Here is a 20,625-nt window from a genome sequence, read left to right on the forward strand (position 1 = left end):
TCATGCCTCGTCCGCCATCTGTGTCGCGCGCTCTGCGGCCTCGCGCTCCTGCTTCTTCTTCTGCAGGAACAGCAGCACCTCCGCGTAGCGCTTCTCGGTCGGCTCGTCCGAGCGTACGTTCGGCTTCCGACCGTTCACCTTGGCCCACTGCTGGATCTTCGGCCACGCCGCGAGTGCTTCTTCTTCGGTGATCTCGACGCGGGTTGCTGTGATCGCGTCGGAGATGATCCGCAGCACCGATGGCGTGACGGACTTCGAGATGACCTCGAAGGCGCGCTGGAACGGGTTGACCGAGTCGATGAGGTTGATGTTGATGTCGTCGATGTTCACGAACTTCTCCGACATCCGGATGAAGCGCTTGTCACCAACCTGACGGACCTCGCCGTTCTTCACCACCGAGTCGACCACGACCTGCTGCCGCAGTTCCTCGACCTGCGTCTCGTCCAAGTCGGGGTACTTCTCCCGGATGATCTTGGGGATCAGGACCTTGTTGGCCGTCTCCGCGTCCACCGATCCGAAGGCAGCCTTCGCGAACGTATCGTCCTGCAGGATGGTCGCCTTCAGATCGTTGAGGTCGGTCTCGACGATCTGTTTCACCCGCTCGGACGAAGGCTCCTTGAACCCCTTGATCCTGATGACGCCGGGCGGGGTCGCGTCGTCGTCGCCGGTGCGCTTGGTCTTGAACTCGAAGTTCTGCGCAAGCACCTGCTCCATCAGCAACGAAGCAGTGATCGCCTTGAGCATGTTGTTGACCGACACCTTCACCTCACCCTGGGAGGCATCCGGCTCAGCAATCAGGTTGGTGAACTGCGCGTGGCCCTTCCCCGGGGAGTCGCGGGTGACACGACCGATGATCTGGATGACCTCGGTCAGCGAGGCGCGGTAGCCGACCGTCAGGGCGTGCTCAGCGAAGGGCCAGTCGAAGCCCTCCTTCGCCATGCCGAGCGCCAAGATCACGTCGACGGCGCCGGCATCCTTCGATGCCACCGTCGACAGGTAATGCAGGGTGTCGGCCCGCTTCTTCTGGTCGGTGTCGTCGACAAGGTCAGCCAGCCGCAACATCGCACCCGTGTCGGCCCGGCGGATCGTGATGATGCCCGTGTCCGGGTCGGTCGACTCGACGTGGCCGATCGAGTCAATGATGAACCCGACTTCTTCGATCTTGTCCTTCGTGGACTCACCAGAGTTCACGTTGGGGATGTGGATGATCGTCTTCCGGTCGAGGTCAAAGACCTCGCCGATCGCGTCGGTGTACCGCCCCTGGTAGAAGTGGTGGCCGATTCCAAGCGAATGCAGGTGCTGGTACCCGTTGAGCTGGTCGTAGTAGTTGAACGTGACCGGCGTGAACCGGGCCTCGTCCTCAGCGGACAACACGGGCACCGAGTCACCGCGGAAGTACGATCCGGTCATAGCCACGATGTGCACGTCGGAGCCGTTCATGACCTCGCGCAGCAGCGCACCGAGGCGACTGGACTCGGTGTCGGCGGAGACGTGGTGGAACTCGTCGATCGCCAGCACCGTGCCGTCGAAGGCGTCCGGGGTGAGCTTCTCGCATGCGAACCGCAGCGTGGCGTGCGTGCACACCAGGATCGAGTCTGGACCGTTGAGGAAGTCGATGAAGGCGCCGACCTTGCCCTGTGACGACCCGGGGTCGCACAGGTTGTGTTCGGGCCTGACCTCCCAGTCGGCGAAGAAGCCGAACTTCGTGAGGGCGGTCGAGGCGAACGATCCACCAATCGACCGCTCCGGCACCGCGACGATGACCTTTTCGCGACCCTGGTTGTAGAGCTTGTCGAGAGCGATGAACATGAGCGCACGGGACTTACCCGACGCCGGCGGCGCCTTGATCAGCAGGTGCTGGGCGTCGCGCTTGGCGAAGGCGCGCTGCTGCATCTCCCGCATGCCCATCGCGTCAGTGTTCACCGAGGCACCCGTCTGGGCGTAGGTCACATCGACGATGTTGACCGGCTTCTTGATCGCGTTCACTTGCGTGCACCCCTGGTCTTCTTTGTCGGTGCCTTGGCGGCCTCAGCTGCAGTCATGGCCTCATACATAGCGAAGAGGTCCGACAGTCGCTGCTCGTCGGTCTCGTAGTCGCGCTTGGAGTAGATCGAGTCGACCAGCGCGTCGACCTCGGCATGAGCTTGGCGAAGGTCGTCGGGCATGAGGTCTGGGTCGTACAGCTCCGCGAGCGTCTTCTCGCAGTGGTACTCGCGTACGTCGAGCACACGCAGCGCTGCGACAGTGAGCTGCTCCTTCATCGCGTCAGTCAGCGCCGGAATTGGAAAATTGTTGTAGACGATCGTGTTCGAGTACTGATAGCTGCTTTCGAGGCGGCCAGAGACAGATCTCATCCAAGTCATGTGCATCAGCGACGTCACTAGTGCAAACGCCCAATAGGACGTGTCGTACATAACGAGGGCTTTATTTGATCCAACCACCTCCGGACCTACATATCCAATTGGTACGTACGTGCGCCGTTCGGAGGAGATGCTCGGGACGATGATGGAGTCAGACGGCTTGTGTGCGAAGTAGTAGAACCGATTCGGGTGTGCGGCCAACGCCTTTGTGGATTTCTCCGTACTCCTGCTTCGGTGAGCGCGCACCCCCTCAAGCCGCCGCTGCACCTCTGGGATCAGAATCGCATCTGCGACTTCTTGATCAGAAATTACAAGGCACCAGCGGGTCTTCCCCTTGATGAATTCATCAGCCCCACAATAGCCCTTTATGTATGAGGCTGCTTCAGGTGCCTTCGCAATGAGGGCGAGTCTCTCGTGGTCGCTCAGGATGAGATTGCCACCGTCGTTTGGCATCGATCCGTACCCGAGACGCGGCATCCCCTTCCCGAGTGGGGAACTTCGTCGACTCAGCCAGATGTCAGGCCCATCCGCAAGGTACGGATTGATCCGACTGACACGGTGCTGAATCTCATCCGTGTAGATGTATTTGGGATTCCCCGACTTCGCACGAAGCCCGAAAACAATACACGTTACGCCGGCTCCGCCTTTGGCCTTGTTGGACCAAGAGAAGGATGTGTAGGCGTAGGATATTTCCAAGTCATCCTGCAGGACGTCCGGCCAGAGAAGTGCAACTTGTTCGCCCTGGCTAATCGAGTTCGTCGTCACGAATGCGAGCTGGGCGGTCGTCCCACGAATGTATTCGGCCCCCTTTATAACCCACCCAGACACATAGTCAAGACTCTTGTACCGCGCTGAGATTTGGGCCAGCTCCCGCTTGTGTTCAGCGGACTGGTTACGACTGCCTAGGTAGGGAGGGTTCCCAAGTAGGTAGATCTCGCCACTCCCCTTGTTGGGGCAAGCCAGCCGCCAGTCCACAGTCAGGGCGTTTCCTTGCCGAACCTGTCCGGTCTCCTTGAGAGGGATCAACGGGATAGAGACGCGAAACTTCTCCTTGAATTCTGTGTTCATCTGGTGCTTGGCGATCCAGAGCGAGAGGATCGCGACCTCGACCGCGAAGTCGTCGATCTCGATCCCATAGAAGTTCTCGATGTTGATCTTCGACTCGGCGAACAAGACTTGGTGTCTAGGGTCGAGTTCCGCAAGCCGCTCGAGGATCGCGTGCTCGACCTTGCGCAGTTCCTTGTACGCGATGACCAGGAAGTTGCCGGACCCACACGCTGGGTCGAAGACCTTGATGGCGCTGATCCGATCCAGCAGTGCCTCGAGCTTCTTGACGTTGTCGAAGCCGGCGTCCAGTTGTTCCCTGATGCCGTCGAGGAACAGCGGCTCGATGGTCTTGAGGATGTTCGGTACCGAGGTGTAGTGCTGGCCGAGGTCCGAGCGCTTCCCGGGCGAGACGATGGCCTGGAACATCGATCCGAAGATGTCGGGATTGATCTCGCTCCAGTTCAGCGTGCCGAGTTCGATCAGTCGGTCACGGGCCGCCTTGGTGAACGTAGGCACGTCTAGGCCGGCACTCATCGTGAAGAGCCGGCCGTTGACATAAGGGAAGGCCGCCAGGTGGTTCGGCTTGTCGGCCGGGTCCTCGGTGTCCAAAGCGGTGAACAGCGCCGCCAGGAAGTCGTGGACGTCCGACCCGTCGGCCTGGGTGTGTGATCCGACCGCGTTGACGAACTGGCTCTGGGTGAAGATGCCGGTGTCCTCGGCGAAGAAACAGAACAGCAGCCGGGTGAAGAAGACGTTGAGGGCGTGGCGCCCGTGCGTCCCCTCCATCAGGCCCGGGTTGGCGGCGAGCAGCTCGTCGAAGAGCTTGCCCATGCGCTCGGCTGCCTTGACGTCGGCGTGGGACTCGGCGACGTACTGCGCCTTCTCCATGCCGGCCCAGGGCAAGAAGAAGGCGAAGTGCTGGTCGATGTCCCGGATCGGGATCATCAGGTTCTCACCGGTCTTGGTGTCTACCGCGAGCAACTCGTCGTAGTCGGTGACGATGACGAAGCGGGTGCGGTATCGAACCACGGCTGGCGACGTCTTCAGCTCGTCGATCACCGCGAGAGGATCGCCGGTGGTCTCCTTGAAGTACACGACGTTCTTCTGCGCCACCTCCGTGGCGGGGTCCTCGGCGACGCTGAGCGACCCGTTGCGCAGACGCGTGACGTTGCCCTGCGGCTTCCCGTATGCCAAGAGCAGTTCGAATATGAACTCGCGGTCGTAGGAATCGCGACCGCCCAGGGGAGCGACGCGCTCCTCTATGGCCTTCAGGTTCAACCTCGCCACTGCAGTCCCTTCGTCAGGTACACGATCGTGCACTCACCACCCTAAGGTCGGAGGCTCACCGCGATCAGCAGGCTCTCCGATCACCGACAACCCAACCGAGCAGGTAGCCGGCTACGTCGCCGCGGTAGCGGTATCGTCGGGGCCTTTCGCTGATCTGGCGGTGACTCCAGCGGTGACGTCGATCCCGATGCAGCCATGACTCGCTGCACTGTCGGTCACATGAAGCTTCATGCATCGGCCGCCCCGATGTGGGCGCCTACTGCACGAGATCGACCGCGTCAGGATCGAGCGTCGCAAACGCTTCCCGCATCTCTGTCGTCACGTCCAGGCCCAAGCTCTCAACCTGACGCAGCGTGGCCTGCCGCCCATTCGTGTGTCGGCTGTATGGGGCAACGGCCTCAACAGAGTCGGCATCGACTTCGCGCGCGAGCACGAGTTCAAACGTCTCTGCCGCGAAGATCAGGAACACCGCAGTGTCGAAGTCGAAGCTCCGAAACGGGCTGAACTTCCCCGACCGCCCGACCACGCGGCCACCCATTGCCTTGACCTGGACCCGGCGACCACTCTGATCCGTCACGTCGTGCGACTTCGTCGAGTTGGGTTCTAGGACACCACCCCGCGCGGCCAACACCACCTGCTAAGCGATGTCGCCCAGCGGCTTGTTGTTGGTACGCACCAGACCACGCCCGCGCAGTTCGGAGACAATGGATGCCTCGAGTTGAAGTAACTCCCTCACCCGAAGGGTTTTGAGATCCGGGACCCCATCCATTGCTTTCGTGGCTCAGGAGCTCAAACGTTGAACCGGAACTCCACCACGTCCCCGTCCTTCATCACGTAGTCCTTGCCCTCCATGCGCACCTTTCCGGCGGCCTTGGCATCCGCCATCGAGCCAGCGGCGATCAGATCATCGAAACTCACGATCTCCGCCTTGATGAACCCGCGCTGGAAGTCGGTGTGGATCACGCCGGCGGCCTCGGGCGCCGTCGCGCCGACCGGGATGGTCCAGGCGCGCGTCTCCTTGGGGCCGGCGGTTAGGTAGGTCTGCAGGCCGAGGGTGGAGAAGCCCACGCGGGCCAGCTGGTCCAGCCCGGACTCGTCCTGCCCGGCCATCTCCAGCATCTCGGCGGCCTCCTCCTCGGAGAGCTCCACGAGGTCGGACTCGAGCTTGGCGTCCAGGAACACGGCGTCGGCGGGGGCCACCAGATCGCGCAGCTCCTGCTGCCTGGCCTCATCCCCCAGCACGCCCTCGTCCGAGTTGAACACATAGATGAACGGCTTGGCGGTGAGCAGGCTCAGCTCCCGCAGCCGGTCCATGTCCAGCTTGTCCTTGTCCTTCGCGGCGAAGATCGTCTCGCCCCGCTCCAGCACCGCGAGCGCGGCCTTGAGCGCCTCGAGGTCGGCGGGCTCCTTCTTCTTGCCCTTGACCTCCTTCTCGACGCGCGGGATCGTCTTCTCCACGGTCTGCATGTCCGCGATGATCAGCTCGGTGTTGATGGTCTCCATGTCCGAGGCCGGGTCCACCTTGCCGTCCACGTGGACGACGTCGCCGTCGTCGAACGCGCGCACCACCTGGGCGATCGCGTGGGCCTCACGGATGTTCGCCAGGAACTGATTGCCCAGGCCCTCCCCCTCGGAGGCGCCCTTCACGATGCCCGCGATGTCCACAAAGGACACCGTGGCCGGCAGGATCCGCTCGGAGCCGAAGATCTCGGCCAGCTGCGGCAGCCGCTCGTCCGGCAGGTTCACCACGCCCACGTTCGGCTCGATCGTCGCGAACGGGTAGTTCGCCGCGAGCACGGTCTGGCGCGTCAGCGCGTTGAACAGGGTCGACTTGCCCACGTTGGGCAGTCCCACGAATCCGATAGTCAAAGCCACAGTCCGGCAGTCTACCGGCGGGTCCGCCGCGGCGGACGCGTCCCGCACCAGCCCCGTTCCGTGGGCAGAACCAGCAGCCCCGCCCGCTCCGTGGGCAGGAAGCGCGCTCTCCCCTGTTTCGGGGGCAGAACCGGCAGGGTTTTCGCGTCCGTGGGCAGAAACCTTCGCTCTCCTGCCCACGGAACCCAGAGGCCCGGCGGCCACGGGGCCCGGCAGCCCCAGCCCCCCGCCCCCACGCGCCCACGGAACCCAGAGACCCGCAGCACCCAGCACGCATCCCCGCCCAGATGACCGATCCGTAGGGTGGACGGGCCGCCCAGACCCCGACGAGANCGCGGCCGGTCCGGGTCGGGAGCATCGGGGCGATCAACTCCCATTGGGCGTCGGAGAGCATCTGGAACCGGGACATGTCCCCAGGGTCTCAGCTGACTCGTGCATCTATTCTCAGACACGCCCTAGGTGTAAGAGGTCATGACGTTGTTGACTCGGGCCGGGGCCAACGAGGCCGGAGGAGCGTCTCCGCAGGAGGTATGAGGCCGATGGTAGTTGTAGTGGTTCACCCACACCGCCAGGGCCTCACGCCGAGCTTGCTCTGAGGAGTACGGGCGGGCGTAGAGGACCTGCCCCCACGCGCCCACGGAACCCAGAGACCCGCAGCACCCAGCACGCATCCCCGCCCAGATGACCGATCCGTAGGGTGGACGGGCCGCCCAGACCCCGACGAGAGGACGCACACCTGTGTCTGCCGACCAGAGGACGACAGCCGAGACCGCAGGGCCACCGGGTCCCCCCCTCGCCAAGTCCCGCGGCACCGTGCGCCTGCGCTCCAACGACTACCGGGACAAGCCGGCCGTGGACCCGCGCTACTTCACCGACCCGGAGGGCCATGACATGGCCGTCGCGGTCGCCGGCATCCGGCTGGCCCGGGAGATCGTCTCCCAGCCGGCCATGGCGGCGTGGGCGGGGCGCGAACTGGCCCCGGGCGTGGACGTGCAGACCGATGAGGAGATCGCCGACTACGTGCGCCGCACCCACAACACCGTGTACCACCCGGTGGGCTCGGTGCGCATGGGCGCCGACGACGACGCCATGAGCCCCCTGGACGCCCGCCTGCGCGTCAAGGGCGTGACGGGTCTGCGCGTGGCCGACGCCTCCGTGATGCCCGAGCACGTGACCGTGAACCCCCAACATCACGTGCTTCATGATCGGCGAGAAGGCGGCACAGCTGATCCTGGCCGACCGCGCCTGACCACCACGCGGAAGCGGCGGGCCCCCGGTGGGGGCCCGCCGCATCTGCGTTCGGGGGAACGGGCCGCGCGCCGGTCACGCCGGCCACGGCTCCGTCAGAGGGCGATCACTCGCCGGAGGCCTCGGCGGCGGAGCCCTCCACGGCCTCACCCTCTACGGCCTCGCCCTCCACCTGGGCGGCGGAGCCGGTGTGCTTGACCTGGATCTTGCGCGGCTTGGCCTGCTCGGCCACCGGGATGGTCAGCAGCAGCACGCCGTCGCTGTAGTCGGCCTCGATCTTGTCCAGGGCCAGGCCCTGGCCGAGGTTGAGCTGGCGGGCGAAGGTGCCGGCCGGACGCTCCTTGGTGAGCCAGCGACGGTCCTCCCCGGCGGGGGCCTCCTTGCGCTCGGCGCGGACGGTGAGCGTGCGCTCCTCGACGTCCACGTCGATCGAGCTCGGGTCCACGCCCGGCAGCTCCACCTCGGCGACGAACACGTCGCCCTCGCGGTAGAGGTTCATGGGCATGGAGGCGGCGCCGGAGGTGCGGGCGAAGCCGGTCATCAGGCGCTCCATCTCGCGGAACGGATCAATGGGACGAGCCATGGTCGATCACTCCTCATGCAGGGCGGGCCGCTCCGGTTGAGCGGCGACTGTCCTGTGCAACGCCGTCCCCCCACGGGGTATTCCACGGAGTTGAGTCAGTCCCGCTCAACCCTGTCCAGGACGGTCCGGAACGCGGCCTCCGCCGTCTCGCCGTACGGCACGAACAGCACCTCGTCCACGGTGCCGCCCACCTCGTCCGCCATCGCGTGGCAGGTCTCGACGGCGATCCGCGCGGCGTCCTCCATGGGCCAGCCGTAGATCCCCGCGGAGATCGCCGGGAACGCGACCGTCCGGGCGCCGAGCCCGGCCGCCACCTTCAGGGACTCGCGGTAGCACGAGGTGAGGGTGTCGGACTTGTCGATCGTCTTGGCCCACACCGGGCCCACCGTGTGGATGACCCAGCGCGCGGGCAGGCGCCCCGCCGTCGTCGCCACGGCCTGCCCGGCGGGCAGCCCCTCCGGCAGGTCGGTCTCGCGCAGGCGGCGGCATTCGGCCAGGATCTCGGGACCGCCGCGCCGGTGGATGGCGCCGTCCACGCCTCCGCCGCCGAGCAGGGTGGAGTTGGCGGCGTTGACGACGGCGTCCGCGTGCGTGGCCGTGATGTCCCCGGGGGCGATGGTGAGCTGCATGGGTTCACGCTAGGCGCGGGTGGGCGCCGTCGGACAGGGCCGGTAGCCTCGGCCCCATGAGCACCCCGACGCCCACCGGACCGACCCCCACGCCTCCCGGCGGCGAGCTGCTGCCGCTGATCAGCCTCGCGGTGGAGCACGTGTTCGACACGCTCGGCCGGCAGTCCGTGTTCGCCCCGACGATCCTCGCCGTCGCCGCCGACGGCCAGCGCGGCATGTGGGAGCACCCGGACCTCGAGCCCGAGCAGGCGGCCGCCACGGTCGCGAAGATCACCCCGCGCCCCACGCGGGCGGTGGCCGTGTTCGACGGCGAGATCGAGACGGCGGACGGACCCCGCCCGGCCGTCGCGGTGGAGGCCTTCGACGCCGCCGCCCTGGCCTCGACCCGCATGGTCTTCCCGTATCTGCCCGGCGTGGCCGCGGCGGGCATCGCCGCCCGCGTCGACGGCGACCCGCAGGTCGTGGCCAACGGCCCCAACCCGCTCTTCGGCTGAGCCGCCCGCCACGACGACGGCGCGCCGCGGCCTACCGTGTCCGTGCGGCCTGCGAGGGTGGGGGCATGGAGATCCTCAGCCTGCTGCTCGCCCTCATCCTCGGACTCGTGCTGGGCGCCCTGGTGGGCGCGTGGCTCATGTGGCGCCGGGCGGCCGGCGGCGGTGAGGAGGCCCGCCGGGCCCAGGCCGAGCTGGCCGCGCTGCGCACCGAGCACCAGGGGGCGCGAGAGGAGCTCGCGGCCGCCCGGGCGGAACAGCGCGCGCTCACGGCCGCGCGCGCCGAGGATGCCGAACGCCAGCGCGCGGAGTCCCAGGTGATGTCCACGCTCGCCCCGCTGGGCCAGCGGCTGGCGGACCTCCAGGAGCAGGTGAGCGTGCTGGAACGGGATCGGGCGTCCCAGTTCGGCCGGCTCGGGGAGCAGCTCCGCGCCGCCGCGGCCACGGACCGGGACCTGCTGAACCAGACCACGTCGCTCATGGCCACGCTCAAGTCCACCTCCGCGCGGGGCCACTGGGGCGAGGCGCAGCTCCGGCGGGTCGTCGAGGCGGCAGGCATGCTCCACCACGTGGACTTCACGGAGCAGGCCACGCTGTCCGGCAAGGACGGCGAGCGCCTCCGCCCGGACCTCGTGGTGTCCCTGCCCGGCGGCAAGGCCATGGCCGTGGACGCCAAGGCCCCCATCGGGGACGCGCTGGCCGCCGAGGCCCTCGCGGACGAGCCCGGCGAGGAGGCGTACGAGCGGCGCCAGGCGCTGGCCGCCCAGCACGCCGCGGCTGTGCGCCGCCACGTGGACCAGCTCTCCGCGAAGTCCTACTGGGCCGGCCTCGAGCACTCCCCCGAGCTGGTCCTGTGCTTCCTGCCCGCCGAGTCGCTCCTGGCCGCGGCCCTGGATGCGGACCCCGGGCTGCTGGACCACGCGTTCTCGCGGAACGTCGCGCTCGTCGCCCCCGTCTCCCTCCTGACCGCCCTGAAGTCCGTGGCCTATGCCTGGCGGCAGGACACCCTGGCCGAGAACGCCCACACCGTGGTGGCCAGCGCGAAGGACCTCTACGAGCGCCTCGGCACGCTCGGCACCCACCTGGACCGCATGGGCGGCTCCCTCAAGACCACCGTGGACCGCTACAACCAGCTCGTCGGCAACGTCGAATCGCGCGTGCTCCCCGCCGCCCGGCGCCTCCGCGACGCCGACCCGGGCCTGGCCCCCACGCCGGACATCCGCACGCTCGAGTCCGCGCCCCGGCCCCTGGCCGCCCCGGAACTGGTCGCGGGCGTGGAGGAGGACGAGCTGCGCCGTCGTCGGCAGGAGTCGGCGCGGGAGGCGTGAACGGGGCCGGGGCGCGGACTCCGTCGCCGAGATGGGGTCGCCTTCTGGTGATCCAGATCACTTGATACGGTGAAACTCACAGAGAATTGCCAGGCCGCGCCGAGGGCCTGACTTGATGAGGAGGCCCCGTGGAGTCCCGATCGACCCCCCGCCGAGCAACGTCAACGAGCACGTCTCCCGCTTCAACCCCCGAGCGGCCGCCCAGGAGTTCGAACACGAGCTCTCCCCGGGCATGCGTGACGAGCCGCTGACCGGCGGCGAGAACGTCAAGCGCATCATCGGCCTCGTGGCCGGCCCCCTGCTCGCCGTCGCCCTGTTCCTGCTGATGCCGGGCGACCTCGGCGTCTGGCCCCGCCTCGTCGCCGCCACCGCCGTGCTCATGGCCGTGTGGTGGATGACCGAGGCCCTGCCCATCCCCGCCACCGCCCTGCTGCCGCTCGTCGTCTTCCCGCTCGGCGTGCCCGCCGAGGAGTCCGACGGCGGCATCACCTTCGACGCCGTCGGCGCGAGCTACGGCAACAACATCATCTTCCTGTTCATGGGCGGCTTCATGCTCGCCCTGGCCATGCAGCGGTGGAACCTGCACCGGCGCATCGCGCTCGGCGTCCTGAAGTTCATGGGCGCCAGGACCGTGAACCTCGTCCTGGGCTTCATGATCGCCACCGGGTTCATCTCCATGTGGGTGTCCAACACCGCCACCGCCGTGATGATGCTCCCCATCGGCGTGTCCATCCTCGTGCTCGTCCAGCGCTACGGCACGGACGGCGCCCTGACCGCGGACGAGGCAGTAGACCAGGCCGACCGCCCCGCAGCGCCCGCATCCGCGCCCGGCGAGGCCCCCACGCAGGCCGAGATCCGCTCCCTCACGAAGACGAACTTCGGCACCGCGCTCATGCTCGGCATCGCCTACGCCGCGTCCATCGGCTCGCTCGGCACCATCATCGGCACCCCGCCCAACACCCTGCTCGCGGGCCACATGGCCGCCGAGCACGGCGTGGAGATCGGCTTCGGCCAGTGGATGCTGGTCGGCGTGCCGATCGCCGTCGTGCTGCTCTTCGCGTGCTGGTTCCTGCTCACCCGCGTGCTGTTCCGCCCGGAGATCGACGTGGTCCCCGGCGGCCGCGACCTGATCGCCACCGAGCTGGCCCGCCTCGGCCGCATGAGCGCCCCCGAGGCCAAGGTCCTCGCCGTCTTCATCCTCGCCGCGCTGGCCTGGATCACCGTGCCGCTGATCTCCGAGTACGTCCTGGACCTGACGTCCCCGCTGCTCTCGGACGCGGCCATCGCCATGGTCGTCGGACTCATCCTGTTCCTCCTGCCGGCCGGCGGCGGGGCCGGGCGCGGCGTGCGCCTGCTCGACTGGGAGGCCGCGAAGGAGCTGCCGTGGGGCGTGCTCCTGCTATTCGGCGGCGGCCTGGCCCTGTCCGGTCAGTTCTCCAAGTCGGGCCTGTCCACGTGGCTCGGTGAGCAGGTCAAGGGCCTCGGCGACATCCCCGTGTGGGTGCTCGTGGTGATCGCCGCCGTCGGCATCCTGCTGCTGACCGAGATGACCTCGAACACGGCCACCGCGGCCACGTTCCTGCCCGTCGCCTCCGGCGTGGCCCTGGGCACCGGCGTCGCCCCGCTCATGCTGGCCGCGCCCGTCGCCCTCGCCGCGACCTGCGCGTTCATGCTGCCCGTGGCCACCCCGCCGAACGCCATCGCGTACGGCTCCGGCTACGTGACCATCGGCCAGATGGTGAAGGGCGGCGTGTGGCTGAACATCATCGCCGTCGTGCTGATCTCCATCGCGTCGATGACCCTGCTCGTCTGGGTCTTCGGGCTCTGAGTCCCTGACCACCCGCCGGCCCGGAACGCCGAGGCCCGGGCACGCCGAGGCCCGCAGACGCGCCGCTACGCCGGCGTCGTGACGGCGAGTCTGCGGGCCTCAGCGAGGAGACGAGGGGCGCGGTCAGGCCTCGGCGTCGCGGCGGCGTCCGCCGAGCGAGCGGGACTCGTCGCCCACCCGCTTGAGTTCGGCGCGCAGCTCCTTGGGCAGGGAGAAGATGATGTCCTCCTCGGCGGTCACCACCTCGTCCACCTGCCCGTAGCCGTACTCGGCCAGCAGCGCGAGCACCTCCTGGACCAGCACCTCGGGCACGGACGCGCCCGAGGACAGGCCCACGGTGGCCACGCCCTCGAACCAGGACTCGTCCACCTGGTTGGCGAAGTCCACGCGCTCGGCGCGGGAGGCCCCGTACTCCGCGGCGACCTCCTTGAGGCGCACCGAGTTCGAGGAGTTCGCCGAGCCCACGATGATCACCAGGTCGCACTCCGGCGAGATCGACTTGATGGCCGCCTGCCGGTTGGAGGTGGCGTAGCAGATGTCGTCCGAGGGCGGGTCCTGCAGGTTCGGGAACCGCTCGCGCAGCACGGAGACGATCTCGAGGGTCTCGTCCACGGAGAGCGTGGTCTGGGAGAGCCAGATCAGGTTGTCCGGGTCCTCCACCTGGATGGTCTGGGCCTCGGCGACGTCGTTGATCACCGTGGTGTGCTCGGGCGCCTCGCCGAACGTGCCCTCGACCTCCTCGTGGCCCTCGTGGCCGATCAGCAGGATCTGCTTGTCCTGCTTCGCGAAGCGCACGGCCTCGCGGTGCACCTTGGTCACGAGCGGGCACGTGGCGTCGATGGTGCGCAGGTTGCGCTGGGCGGCCTCCTCGACGACGGCCGGGGACACGCCGTGCGCGGAGAACACGGTCAGGGCGCCCTCGGGCACCTCGTCCAGCTCGTCGACGAACACCACGCCACGCTCGGTCAGGGTGTCCACGACGTGCCGGTTGTGGACGATCTCCTTGCGCACGTACACGGGGGCGCCGTGGTGCTCGAGGGCCTTCTCGACGGCGACGACGGCGCGGTCCACGCCGGCGCAGTAGCCACGGGGGGCGGCCAGCAGCACGCGCTTCTCACCGGACACGGGCGCGGCCGCCTCGACCTCCTCACGGGGACGACGGACGCGCGGGACCTGCGGCATCCCGAGGCCGACGGCGGACGGACGGGCGGAGACGGAGGGAGCGGACATGCCCTCCATGCTATCGGCCGGGACGCCGACCGGGCCCGGGCTTCGCCGCGGGCTCAGCGCGACGTGACGTCGGCCGCGGTGTGGGAGCGGCCCACCACGGGGGAACCGTCCGCCCGGGCCGCGCGGACCCGGCCACGCCGAGCGACCCCGAGCTCCGCCAGGGCCAGCAGCAGGCCCGCGGCCAGCACGATCCAGCCCAGGGTGGTCAGGGTCTGGGGGTAGGGGGCGACGGCGGCCGCGAACGCCGGGCCTGAGGCGTCCTCCATCTGCTGGACGAACGCGGCCACCCCGGGGGAGGCCCCCTCGGGCGCCGTGAGGTGGACCGCGTCCGGACCCAGGCGGGCGCCGCCGATCAGCCCGCCGGCCAGGGCGACCGCACCCGCCACGGCCACGGCGAGGCCCCGCCGTCGTCGGGGGGCGAGCAGCAGGGCGCCCACGAGCGCCAGCACGGAGGCGGCGGCGGCCCAGCGCCAGTGCGCGGAGGCGTCCACCCAGCGGTGCACGGTGGCCCGGTCCGTGCCGGCCAGGGCGTCGATGCGCGCGTCCATGCGCAGCGCGGTGCTGTCCCGCAGCTCCGCGGCGCGGTCGTACAGGGGCGCCAGCAGGGTGTCCGCGGCCCAGTCGCCGACGTCCGCGCCCACGATCGTCTCCAGCAGCGCCTGCCCGGGCAGGTCGAACCGGTCCTCGCGCAGGTCACGTTCGATGTCGCCCAGGGCGGCGGTGATCCCGGACTGCGCGACGGGACCGAACGGGATGGTCACGTCCGCGCCCGAGCCGGGCTCGTCCGCGCCCTGCGGGTCCTCGAGCTGGGCGAGCCAGGCGCGCCGGGCCTCGTCGGCGGTGTCGGACCAGCCCTGCACCACCTGCGGGTCGTCCGCCACGCGCTGGGCCAGCGGGCGCAGCAGGTCCTCGGCCGCCTGGGCCAGCGGGTCCGGCACCTGCTCGGGGACGGCGTCGTGCACGACGTCGTCGATCACCCCCGGCACGGCGGCGCGGACCTCGGGGTCCACGGCGACCTGCTCCGTCACCCCGCGCAGCAGCTCCGGGCGGTGCGTCGCCTCGTCGACGAGGGCGCCGGCCGTCGCGAGCACCGCCAGCAGGCCCGCCAGGGCTGCGACGAGGAGGCTGAGGGTGGTGCGCATGGGGTCCTTTCCATTCCGTTCCGACCCCGTCGAGCGTACCGATCCTGGCCGGAGGTTCCCCGGTCTGAGCACCCGACCGGGTCGGCGGCGGCCCCGGGGGGACACCGGGGCACCGTCTTGCGCGTCCGGCGAGGGCGGTACGGTGGGCCCGTGCCCGGGCGGACCGGGCGCGGACAGGAGGGACCCGGATGGACCACCCCGTGACCGAGGGCGCCTCGGCGACGTCGGACGTGCCCGTCTCGGCACCCGCCCGCGCGGGCGAGACCTCCGCCGAGCGGCCGTGGCCCCTGCGCCGGCTCTCCGAGAACCTCAAGGCCCACATCGAGCGTGCCCCCGCCACGTGGATCGAGGGCCAGCTCATCGAGTTCAAGAACAACCGCGGCAACGTCTACATGACCATGCGGGACCTCGAGGAGGAGGTCTCCCTGCCGCTCACCGCCTGGCGGAACGTCGCCATGACCCTGGACGGGACCGTCCAGCAGGGCTCCCGCGTGGTGGCGCGCGTGAAGCCGAACTTCTGGCTCAAGGCCGGGCGATTGTCCATGAACGTGCAGGAGATGCGCCCGGTCGGCCTCGGCGATCTGCTGGCCCGCGTGGAGCTGCTGCGCCGGGCCCTCGCCGAGGAGGGGCTGACCTCCCCCGCGCGCAAACGGCCCCTGCCCCTGCTCCCCCACCGGATCGGGCTCATCACCGGCCGCGACTCGGACGCGAAGCAGGACGTGCTGCGCAACACCCTGCTGCGCTGGCCCGCCGCCGAGTTCGAGATCCGCGAGGTCGCCGTGCAGGGCGCCGAGGCCCCTCGACAGGTGGCCGCCGCGCTCGCCGAGCTCGACGCCGACCCGGCCGTGGACGTCATCGTCATCGCCCGCGGCGGCGGCGCGCTCGAGGAGGTCGTGCTCCCCTTCTCGGACGAGGCACTGGTGCGCGCCGTGGCGGCGGCGCGCACGCCCGTCGTCTCGGCGATCGGCCACGAGGCGGACCGCCCGGTCCTCGACGACGTCGCCGACCTGCGCGCCTCCACGCCCACGGACGCGGCCAAACGGATCGTCCCGGACGCGGCCCAGGAGGCCGCCGGGCTCGCCGACGCGCGCCTGCGGCTGGCCTCGGCCGTCGAGCGCCGCGTGCACGCCGAGGCCGAGGGGCTCGCGGCCCTGCGCTCCCGGCCCGTGCTGGCCCGCCCGCACGTGATGGTGGACACGCGGCAGGAGGAGACGGACCGGTGGCGCGAGCGCGGCCGGTCCGCCCTGGGCCACCGGCTCGTCCGCGAGGAGGACGCCCTCACGCAGCTGCGCGCCCGCGTCCGCGCCCTGTCCCCGCAGCGCACTCTCGACCGCGGCTACGCCGTGGTCCAGCACGCCGGGCAGGTCGTGCGCGACGCGGACCAGGTCGCCCCGGACGACCGGCTCGACATCCTCGTGGCGGCCGGGCGGATCGCCGCGGACGTCGTCGCGACGCATCGGACCACCCCGACCCCATCCCACGAGAGGACACGACAGGCATGAGTGAACAGGGCATGGAGCAGACGCAGGACGCGGGCCGCCCCAGCGGTGTGGAGGGCTTCACCTCCGCGGACGTCTCGGACGTGGCCCGCATGAGCTACGAGCAGGCGCGCGCCGAGCTGGTGGAGACCGTGGGGAGGCTGGAGGCCGGTGGCGCCGGCCTCGAGGAGTCCCTGGCCCTGTGGGAGCGCGGGGAGGCGCTGGCCGACCGCTGCCAGGCCTGGCTCGACGGCGCCCGCGCCCGCCTCGACCAGGTGCGCGGCGAGGCCGCCCCCGACGCCGACTGATCCCGCCCCCCACTTTCGTTCGGGAAACGGCGGCCTCCGCGGCGCTTTCGTTCGAGAAACGGCGGCCTCCGCGGCGCTTTCGTTCGAGAAACGGCGGGGGCGGGGGCCAACGGCCCCCGCCCACGCGGCTTGCTCCCGACGTCGGTCAGGCGGTCTGGTCCTCGTGCTTGCCCTCGCCCAGCTCCTCCACGAGCTTGGCGTTGAAGGCGTCGAGGTCGTCCGGGGTGCGCGAGGTGGTCAGCCCGCTGTCCACGACGACCTCCTCGTCCACCCACTGGGCGCCCGCGTTCTTCAGGTCAGACTCCAGGGACGCGTAGCTGGTCAGACGGCGGCCGTCCACGACGCCGGCCTCGATCAGGGTCCACGGGGCGTGGCAGATGGCCGCCACCGGCTTGTGCTGCTCGAAGAAGGCACGCACGAATGCCTGGGCGTCCGTGTCGATGCGCAGGGCGTCCGCGTTCAGGGTGCCGCCCGGCATCACGAGGCCGTGGAAGTCCTCGGCCTTGGCGTCCTTCACCGTGGTGTTCACCTCGAAGGACTCGCCGTGCTCCCAGTCGGACTTCATCGCGGTGATGGTGCCGGACTTCGGGGAGACGAGCACGGGGGTCGCACCCGCGGCGATCACGGCCTCCCACGGGGAGGTCAGCTCGACCTGCTCGACACCGTCGGTCGCGAGGAACGCGACGGTCTTGCCGGACAGCGGGGCGTTCTGGACAGCGTTCTCAGTCATGAGTGCACCTTTCGGATCGGGTCCGGCGCGCCTCTGCGGCGCCCGGTGTTCCTCCATCCACTCACCGCGGCCCCGGGCTTGGCAAGGTCCGACCACCACTGCACCGCCCACCGCGACGACGGCGGCGCTCAGCCCGCCAGCAGGCGACGGCGGGCCGCCGCGACGTCGAAGTCGGCCTCCGGCCAGTCCAGCCCCATCCCCTGCAGGGTCTCGATGATCAGCTGCTGCACCGCCAGCCGCGCGAACCACTTGCGGTCCGCCGGCACGATGAACCACGGCGCGTCCTCGGTGTCCGTCCGCTCGATCGCGATCCGGTACGCGTCCGTGTACTGGTCCCAGTACGCGCGGTCGTCGAGGTCGCCCTCGCTGAACTTCCAGTGCTTCGTGGGGTCGTCCAGGCGGGCCAGCAGGCGCTCGGCCTGCTCCTCCGGCGAGATCCGCAGCATCACCTTGACGATCCGCGTCCCCGCGGCGCGCACGGCCGCCTCGAACTCGCGGATCGCCCCGTAGCGCTCCTCCACCTCGGCCAGCGGGGAGAGCCCGCGCACGCGGTGCACGAGCACGTCCTCGTAGTGCGAGCGGTCGAACACGGAGACCAGGCCGGGCCGCGGCAGATGCGGTCGGATGCGCCACAGGAAGTCGTGGGCGCGCTCCTCCGGGGTCGGCACCTTGAACGCGTGCAGGTGGACGCCCTGCGGGTCCATCGCCCCGATCACGTGGCGCATGATCCCGCCCTTGCCGGCGGTGTCCATGCCCTGCAGGATCACCAGCAGGGACGGCACCTCTCCCACGGGCGCGTCGCGCACCGACTGGGCGAACAGCAGCTCCTGCAGGTCGGCGAGCGCCCGGCCGCGCGCGGCCAGGTCCTTCTTGCCCTTCGCCTTGTCCCCGCCGTAGCCGGGCGTCGCGGCGGCGTCGACGTCGGCCGGGCCCCGGACCTCGTCCCCGCGGCGGGCGGCGAACAGCTCCCGCGCGGGGGCGTCGAAGACGCCGTCGTCGTCGGTGGCGCGGGCGGGCCGGCCCGCCGCGGTGGCCGGGGTGTCAGCCATGGCGCTCCCTCCAGTCCTCGAGGAAGTCCTCGAGGCGGTCCAGGGCCACGCTCAGGTCCTTCACGCTGGGCAGCGTGACGAGCCGGAAGTGGTCGCTGTGCGGGTAGTTGAACGCCCCGCCGTGCGAGACGAGGATCTTCTTCGCCCGCAGCAGCTCGATGACGAACGCCTCGTCGTCGTCGATCGCGTAGACCTCCGGGTCCAGCCGCGGGAACAGGTAGAGGGCGCCGTGAGCCGGCTGCACGGACACGCCGGGGATGGCGTTCAGGCGGTCCTGGGCGAGGTTGCGCTGCTCGAGCAGTCGACCGCCGGGCAGGACGAGGTCGTTGATGGACTGGTAGCCGCCCAGTGCCACCTGGATGGCGTGCTGCGCCGGCACGTTGGCGCACATCCGCATGTTGGCCAGCAGGGTCAGGCCCTCGAGGAAGTCGGCGGCCCGGTGCTTCGGCCCGGACACGGCCACCCAGCCGGAGCGGTAGCCCGCCACCCGGTACGCCTTGGACAGGCCGGAGAACGTCAAGGTGAGCACGTCGTCGGACAGGCCGGCGGCGTTGATGTGCCGGGCGCCGTCGTAGGTGATCTTCTCGTAGATCTCGTCCGCCATGAGGACGAGGTTGTGGCGGCGGGCCACGTCCACGATGCCCTGCAGCACGGCGCGGGAGTAGACCGCGCCGGTGGGGTTGTTCGGGTTGATCAGGACGATGCCCTTGGTGCGCTCCGTGATGAGGGACTCGATGTGCTCGAGATCGGGCTCCCAGCCCTCCTCCTCGACGCAGCGGTAGTGCACCGCCCGGCCCCCGGCCAGGGTGGTGGCGCCGGTCCACAGCGGGTAGTCGGGCGAGGGGACGAGGATCTCGTCGCCGTCGTCGACCAGGGCCTGCAGGACCATCGTGATCATCTCGGACACGCCGTTGCCGATGAACACGTCGTCCACGCCGATGTCCCGGATGCCCCGGGACTCGTAGTACTGCGAGACGGCGGTGCGCGCCGAGTAGATGCCCTTGGAGTCCGAGTAGCCCTGCGCGTGCGGTAGGTGCTGGTGCATCGCCGCCAGGACGGCGTCCGGCGCCTCGAAGCCGAACGGGGCCGGATTGCCGATGTTCAGCCTCATGATCCGGTGGCCCGCGGCCTCCATCCGCTGCGCCTCCTCCAGAATGGGGCCGCGCACGTCGTAGCGGACGTTCAGCAGCTTGGCGGACTGGCGGATCTGGCGGGGATGCGGGGTCGGCATGCCCCCATCATGGCACCCCCCGGGCGGTGTGCATCACAGTCGCGGTCGTGCGACGCGGGCCGGCACCCCTCCCCCGTGCGGGCTCAGAACCAGGAGCCGCGGGGCACGAACCAGTCCTCGGGCGCGTCCTCCAGGCCGTGGTCCACCAGCCAGTACTGCGCGGCCTCGGCGACCGGAAGCGGGTCGTCGCCCGTGGTGAGCCGTTCGAGCTCGCGCAGGCCGTCGCCGTCGAGGGCGGACATCACCTCGGCGATGCGCCGTTCGGCGTCGTCGTCCAGCGTCGGGGCGGAGCCGACGGCGGTCAGGCGCCCCTCCGGGAGCACGCGGCCGTCGTCCTCGAGCGGGATGAGCGTGTTCGCGTCGATCTCCGGATCCGTCCCGGTCAGCAGCGCGACCTGGGCCTCGTCCGCGACGACGGCGGCGGTCGGGTCCTCGGTGTCGGCCAGCCAGGTCTCGGGCCGGCAGCCGGCGAGCCGGTCCAGGCGGGTGCGCAGGGCCGCGTCTGCCTCCGGGTCCGCCGCGGCGGTCAGGGGCGGGGGTGCGACGGCGGTGAGCGACTCGCACCGGCCGTTGAGGTCCGTGATCGACTCGAGCTCGAGCCGGGCCGCGGTGGTCTGGGTGACGGCCGCGGTCAGGCGCAGCACGCCCGCCGACGAGGACAGCGCCGTCGGGGCCTCGGCCTGCGGCGTCCCCGCCGCGGCCGTCTCCTCGGCGAGCAGCGTCTCCAGGACGCGCCCGGCCGCCGGGGCGTCGGCCGCGGGGTCGCCGACGGGCAGCGGGG

Annotated in this window: 17 protein-coding genes and 2 pseudogenes; 6 read left to right on the forward strand and 13 right to left on the reverse strand. The window is 69.9% G+C overall.

All coding sequences use genetic code 11. The features are described 5' to 3' along the window. The 5 genes and pseudogenes from CITRIK5_RS06665 to CITRIK5_RS06685 form a co-directional block, all read right to left on the reverse strand. The gene (locus tag CITRIK5_RS06665) at positions 1 to 1,986 is read right to left on the reverse strand and encodes a DEAD/DEAH box helicase (protein ID WP_159833365.1); all 1,986 of its coding nucleotides are present in this window, start codon (positions 1,984 to 1,986) and stop codon (positions 1 to 3) included. Next, positions 1,983 to 4,727: a DNA methyltransferase gene (locus tag CITRIK5_RS06670; protein WP_236557156.1), complete on the reverse strand. Its 2,745-nt coding sequence runs from the start codon at positions 4,725 to 4,727 to the stop codon at positions 1,983 to 1,985. Before CITRIK5_RS06670 ends, CITRIK5_RS06665 begins: the two co-directional genes overlap by 4 nt. Positions 4,728 to 4,950: 223 nt before the next feature. Continuing rightward, positions 4,951 to 5,271 carry a hypothetical protein gene (locus tag CITRIK5_RS12195; protein WP_233569914.1) on the reverse strand — a complete coding sequence of 107 codons (321 nt, stop codon included), beginning with the start codon at positions 5,269 to 5,271 and terminating at the stop codon, positions 4,951 to 4,953. Positions 5,272 to 5,483: 212 nt separating this feature from the next. After that, entirely contained in the window at positions 5,484 to 6,569 is a 1,086-nt protein-coding gene (gene ychF / locus CITRIK5_RS06680; protein ID WP_159833367.1) for a redox-regulated ATPase YchF, read from the reverse strand. A gap of 455 nt (positions 6,570 to 7,024) precedes the next feature. Continuing rightward, positions 7,025 to 7,192: pseudogene (locus tag CITRIK5_RS06685) on the reverse strand (integrase core domain-containing protein); the annotation flags it as partial. A 172-nt stretch (positions 7,193 to 7,364) separates the two neighbouring features. Here CITRIK5_RS06685 and CITRIK5_RS06690 point away from each other — a divergent pair. Further along, positions 7,365 to 7,818, forward strand: a pseudogene (locus CITRIK5_RS06690) (GMC oxidoreductase); the annotation flags it as partial. A gap of 105 nt (positions 7,819 to 7,923) precedes the next feature. Here the strand turns inward: CITRIK5_RS06690 and CITRIK5_RS06695 are convergent. Next, positions 7,924 to 8,400, reverse strand: a complete 477-nt coding sequence (locus CITRIK5_RS06695; RefSeq protein ID WP_061867069.1) for an Hsp20/alpha crystallin family protein — start codon at positions 8,398 to 8,400, stop codon at positions 7,924 to 7,926. Positions 8,401 to 8,495: 95 nt separating this feature from the next. Continuing rightward, entirely contained in the window at positions 8,496 to 9,029 is a 534-nt protein-coding gene (locus CITRIK5_RS06700) for an O-acetyl-ADP-ribose deacetylase (protein ID WP_159833369.1), read from the reverse strand. Between the two features lie 56 nt (positions 9,030 to 9,085). Here CITRIK5_RS06700 and CITRIK5_RS06705 point away from each other — a divergent pair, with 56 nt between their 5' ends. The 3 genes from CITRIK5_RS06705 to CITRIK5_RS06715 all read left to right on the forward strand — a co-directional run bounded on the left by CITRIK5_RS06705 (position 9,086) and on the right by CITRIK5_RS06715 (position 12,676). Next, positions 9,086 to 9,523: a hypothetical protein gene (locus CITRIK5_RS06705; protein WP_101967675.1), complete on the forward strand. Its 438-nt coding sequence runs from the start codon at positions 9,086 to 9,088 to the stop codon at positions 9,521 to 9,523. Between the two features lie 65 nt (positions 9,524 to 9,588). Continuing rightward, on the forward strand, positions 9,589 to 10,848 hold the full coding sequence (gene rmuC, locus CITRIK5_RS06710) for a DNA recombination protein RmuC (RefSeq protein ID WP_159833371.1): 1,260 nt from the start codon (positions 9,589 to 9,591) through the stop codon (positions 10,846 to 10,848). A gap of 115 nt (positions 10,849 to 10,963) precedes the next feature. Beyond that, positions 10,964 to 12,676, forward strand: a complete 1,713-nt coding sequence (locus tag CITRIK5_RS06715) for a DASS family sodium-coupled anion symporter (RefSeq protein ID WP_159833373.1) — start codon at positions 10,964 to 10,966, stop codon at positions 12,674 to 12,676. A 123-nt stretch (positions 12,677 to 12,799) separates the two neighbouring features. Here the strand turns inward: CITRIK5_RS06715 and CITRIK5_RS06720 are convergent, their stop codons facing one another. Both CITRIK5_RS06720 and CITRIK5_RS06725 read right to left on the reverse strand, forming a co-directional pair. Beyond that, the gene (locus tag CITRIK5_RS06720) at positions 12,800 to 13,906 is read right to left on the reverse strand and encodes a 4-hydroxy-3-methylbut-2-enyl diphosphate reductase (protein ID WP_144825264.1); all 1,107 of its coding nucleotides are present in this window, start codon (positions 13,904 to 13,906) and stop codon (positions 12,800 to 12,802) included. A gap of 53 nt (positions 13,907 to 13,959) precedes the next feature. Further along, the gene (locus CITRIK5_RS06725; protein ID WP_159833375.1) at positions 13,960 to 15,048 is read right to left on the reverse strand and encodes a hypothetical protein; all 1,089 of its coding nucleotides are present in this window, start codon (positions 15,046 to 15,048) and stop codon (positions 13,960 to 13,962) included. Positions 15,049 to 15,236: 188 nt separating this feature from the next. On the opposite strand from CITRIK5_RS06725, the gene xseA reads away from it, so the two are divergent. Both xseA and CITRIK5_RS06735 read left to right on the forward strand, forming a co-directional pair. Next, entirely contained in the window at positions 15,237 to 16,550 is a 1,314-nt protein-coding gene (gene xseA, locus CITRIK5_RS06730) for an exodeoxyribonuclease VII large subunit (protein ID WP_159833377.1), read from the forward strand. Continuing rightward, positions 16,547 to 16,834, forward strand: a complete 288-nt coding sequence (locus CITRIK5_RS06735) for an exodeoxyribonuclease VII small subunit (RefSeq protein ID WP_036316619.1) — start codon at positions 16,547 to 16,549, stop codon at positions 16,832 to 16,834. The genes xseA and CITRIK5_RS06735 overlap by 4 nt, the downstream gene beginning before the upstream one ends. A 145-nt stretch (positions 16,835 to 16,979) precedes the next feature. Here the strand turns inward: CITRIK5_RS06735 and CITRIK5_RS06740 are convergent, their stop codons facing one another. The 4 genes from CITRIK5_RS06740 to CITRIK5_RS06755 all read right to left on the reverse strand — a co-directional run. Next, positions 16,980 to 17,564, reverse strand: a complete 585-nt coding sequence (locus CITRIK5_RS06740) for a type 1 glutamine amidotransferase domain-containing protein (protein WP_036383850.1) — start codon at positions 17,562 to 17,564, stop codon at positions 16,980 to 16,982. A gap of 128 nt (positions 17,565 to 17,692) precedes the next feature. Beyond that, on the reverse strand, positions 17,693 to 18,613 hold the full coding sequence (locus tag CITRIK5_RS06745; protein WP_049145656.1) for a PPK2 family polyphosphate kinase: 921 nt from the start codon (positions 18,611 to 18,613) through the stop codon (positions 17,693 to 17,695). Beyond that, positions 18,606 to 19,844 carry a pyridoxal phosphate-dependent aminotransferase gene (locus CITRIK5_RS06750; protein WP_159833379.1) on the reverse strand — a complete coding sequence of 413 codons (1,239 nt, stop codon included), beginning with the start codon at positions 19,842 to 19,844 and terminating at the stop codon, positions 18,606 to 18,608. The genes CITRIK5_RS06745 and CITRIK5_RS06750 overlap by 8 nt, the downstream gene beginning before the upstream one ends. A gap of 83 nt (positions 19,845 to 19,927) precedes the next feature. Further along, positions 19,928 to 20,625 (reverse strand): glycine betaine ABC transporter substrate-binding protein (locus CITRIK5_RS06755; protein WP_305075742.1); only part of this gene is annotated, 698 nt, incomplete at its 5' end.

Origin of the sequence: Micrococcus sp. 116 (assembly GCF_902506395.1) — a bacterium.
In the GTDB taxonomy this organism is placed as follows: domain Bacteria; phylum Actinomycetota; class Actinomycetes; order Actinomycetales; family Micrococcaceae; genus Micrococcus; species Micrococcus luteus.

What these genes read in the sequence shown, in the direction of transcription:
- CITRIK5_RS06745 (WP_049145656.1), bottom strand. Translation starts at nt 18,613, where the DNA reads ATGGCTGACACCCCGGCCACCGCGGCGGGCCGGCCCGCCCGCGCCACC.
- CITRIK5_RS06720 (WP_144825264.1), bottom strand. Translation starts at nt 13,906, where the DNA reads ATGTCCGCTCCCTCCGTCTCCGCCCGTCCGTCCGCCGTCGGCCTCGGG.
- rmuC (WP_159833371.1), top strand. Translation starts at nt 9,589, where the DNA reads ATGGAGATCCTCAGCCTGCTGCTCGCCCTCATCCTCGGACTCGTGCTG.
- CITRIK5_RS06715 (WP_159833373.1), top strand. Translation starts at nt 10,964, where the DNA reads ATGAGGAGGCCCCGTGGAGTCCCGATCGACCCCCCGCCGAGCAACGTC.
- CITRIK5_RS06725 (WP_159833375.1), bottom strand. Translation starts at nt 15,048, where the DNA reads ATGCGCACCACCCTCAGCCTCCTCGTCGCAGCCCTGGCGGGCCTGCTG.
- xseA (WP_159833377.1), top strand. Translation starts at nt 15,237, where the DNA reads ATGGACCACCCCGTGACCGAGGGCGCCTCGGCGACGTCGGACGTGCCC.
- CITRIK5_RS06740 (WP_036383850.1), bottom strand. Translation starts at nt 17,564, where the DNA reads ATGACTGAGAACGCTGTCCAGAACGCCCCGCTGTCCGGCAAGACCGTC.
- CITRIK5_RS06735 (WP_036316619.1), top strand. Translation starts at nt 16,547, where the DNA reads ATGAGTGAACAGGGCATGGAGCAGACGCAGGACGCGGGCCGCCCCAGC.
- CITRIK5_RS06700 (WP_159833369.1), bottom strand. Translation starts at nt 9,029, where the DNA reads ATGCAGCTCACCATCGCCCCCGGGGACATCACGGCCACGCACGCGGAC.
- CITRIK5_RS06695 (WP_061867069.1), bottom strand. Translation starts at nt 8,400, where the DNA reads ATGGCTCGTCCCATTGATCCGTTCCGCGAGATGGAGCGCCTGATGACC.
- CITRIK5_RS06705 (WP_101967675.1), top strand. Translation starts at nt 9,086, where the DNA reads ATGAGCACCCCGACGCCCACCGGACCGACCCCCACGCCTCCCGGCGGC.
- CITRIK5_RS06750 (WP_159833379.1), bottom strand. Translation starts at nt 19,844, where the DNA reads ATGCCGACCCCGCATCCCCGCCAGATCCGCCAGTCCGCCAAGCTGCTG.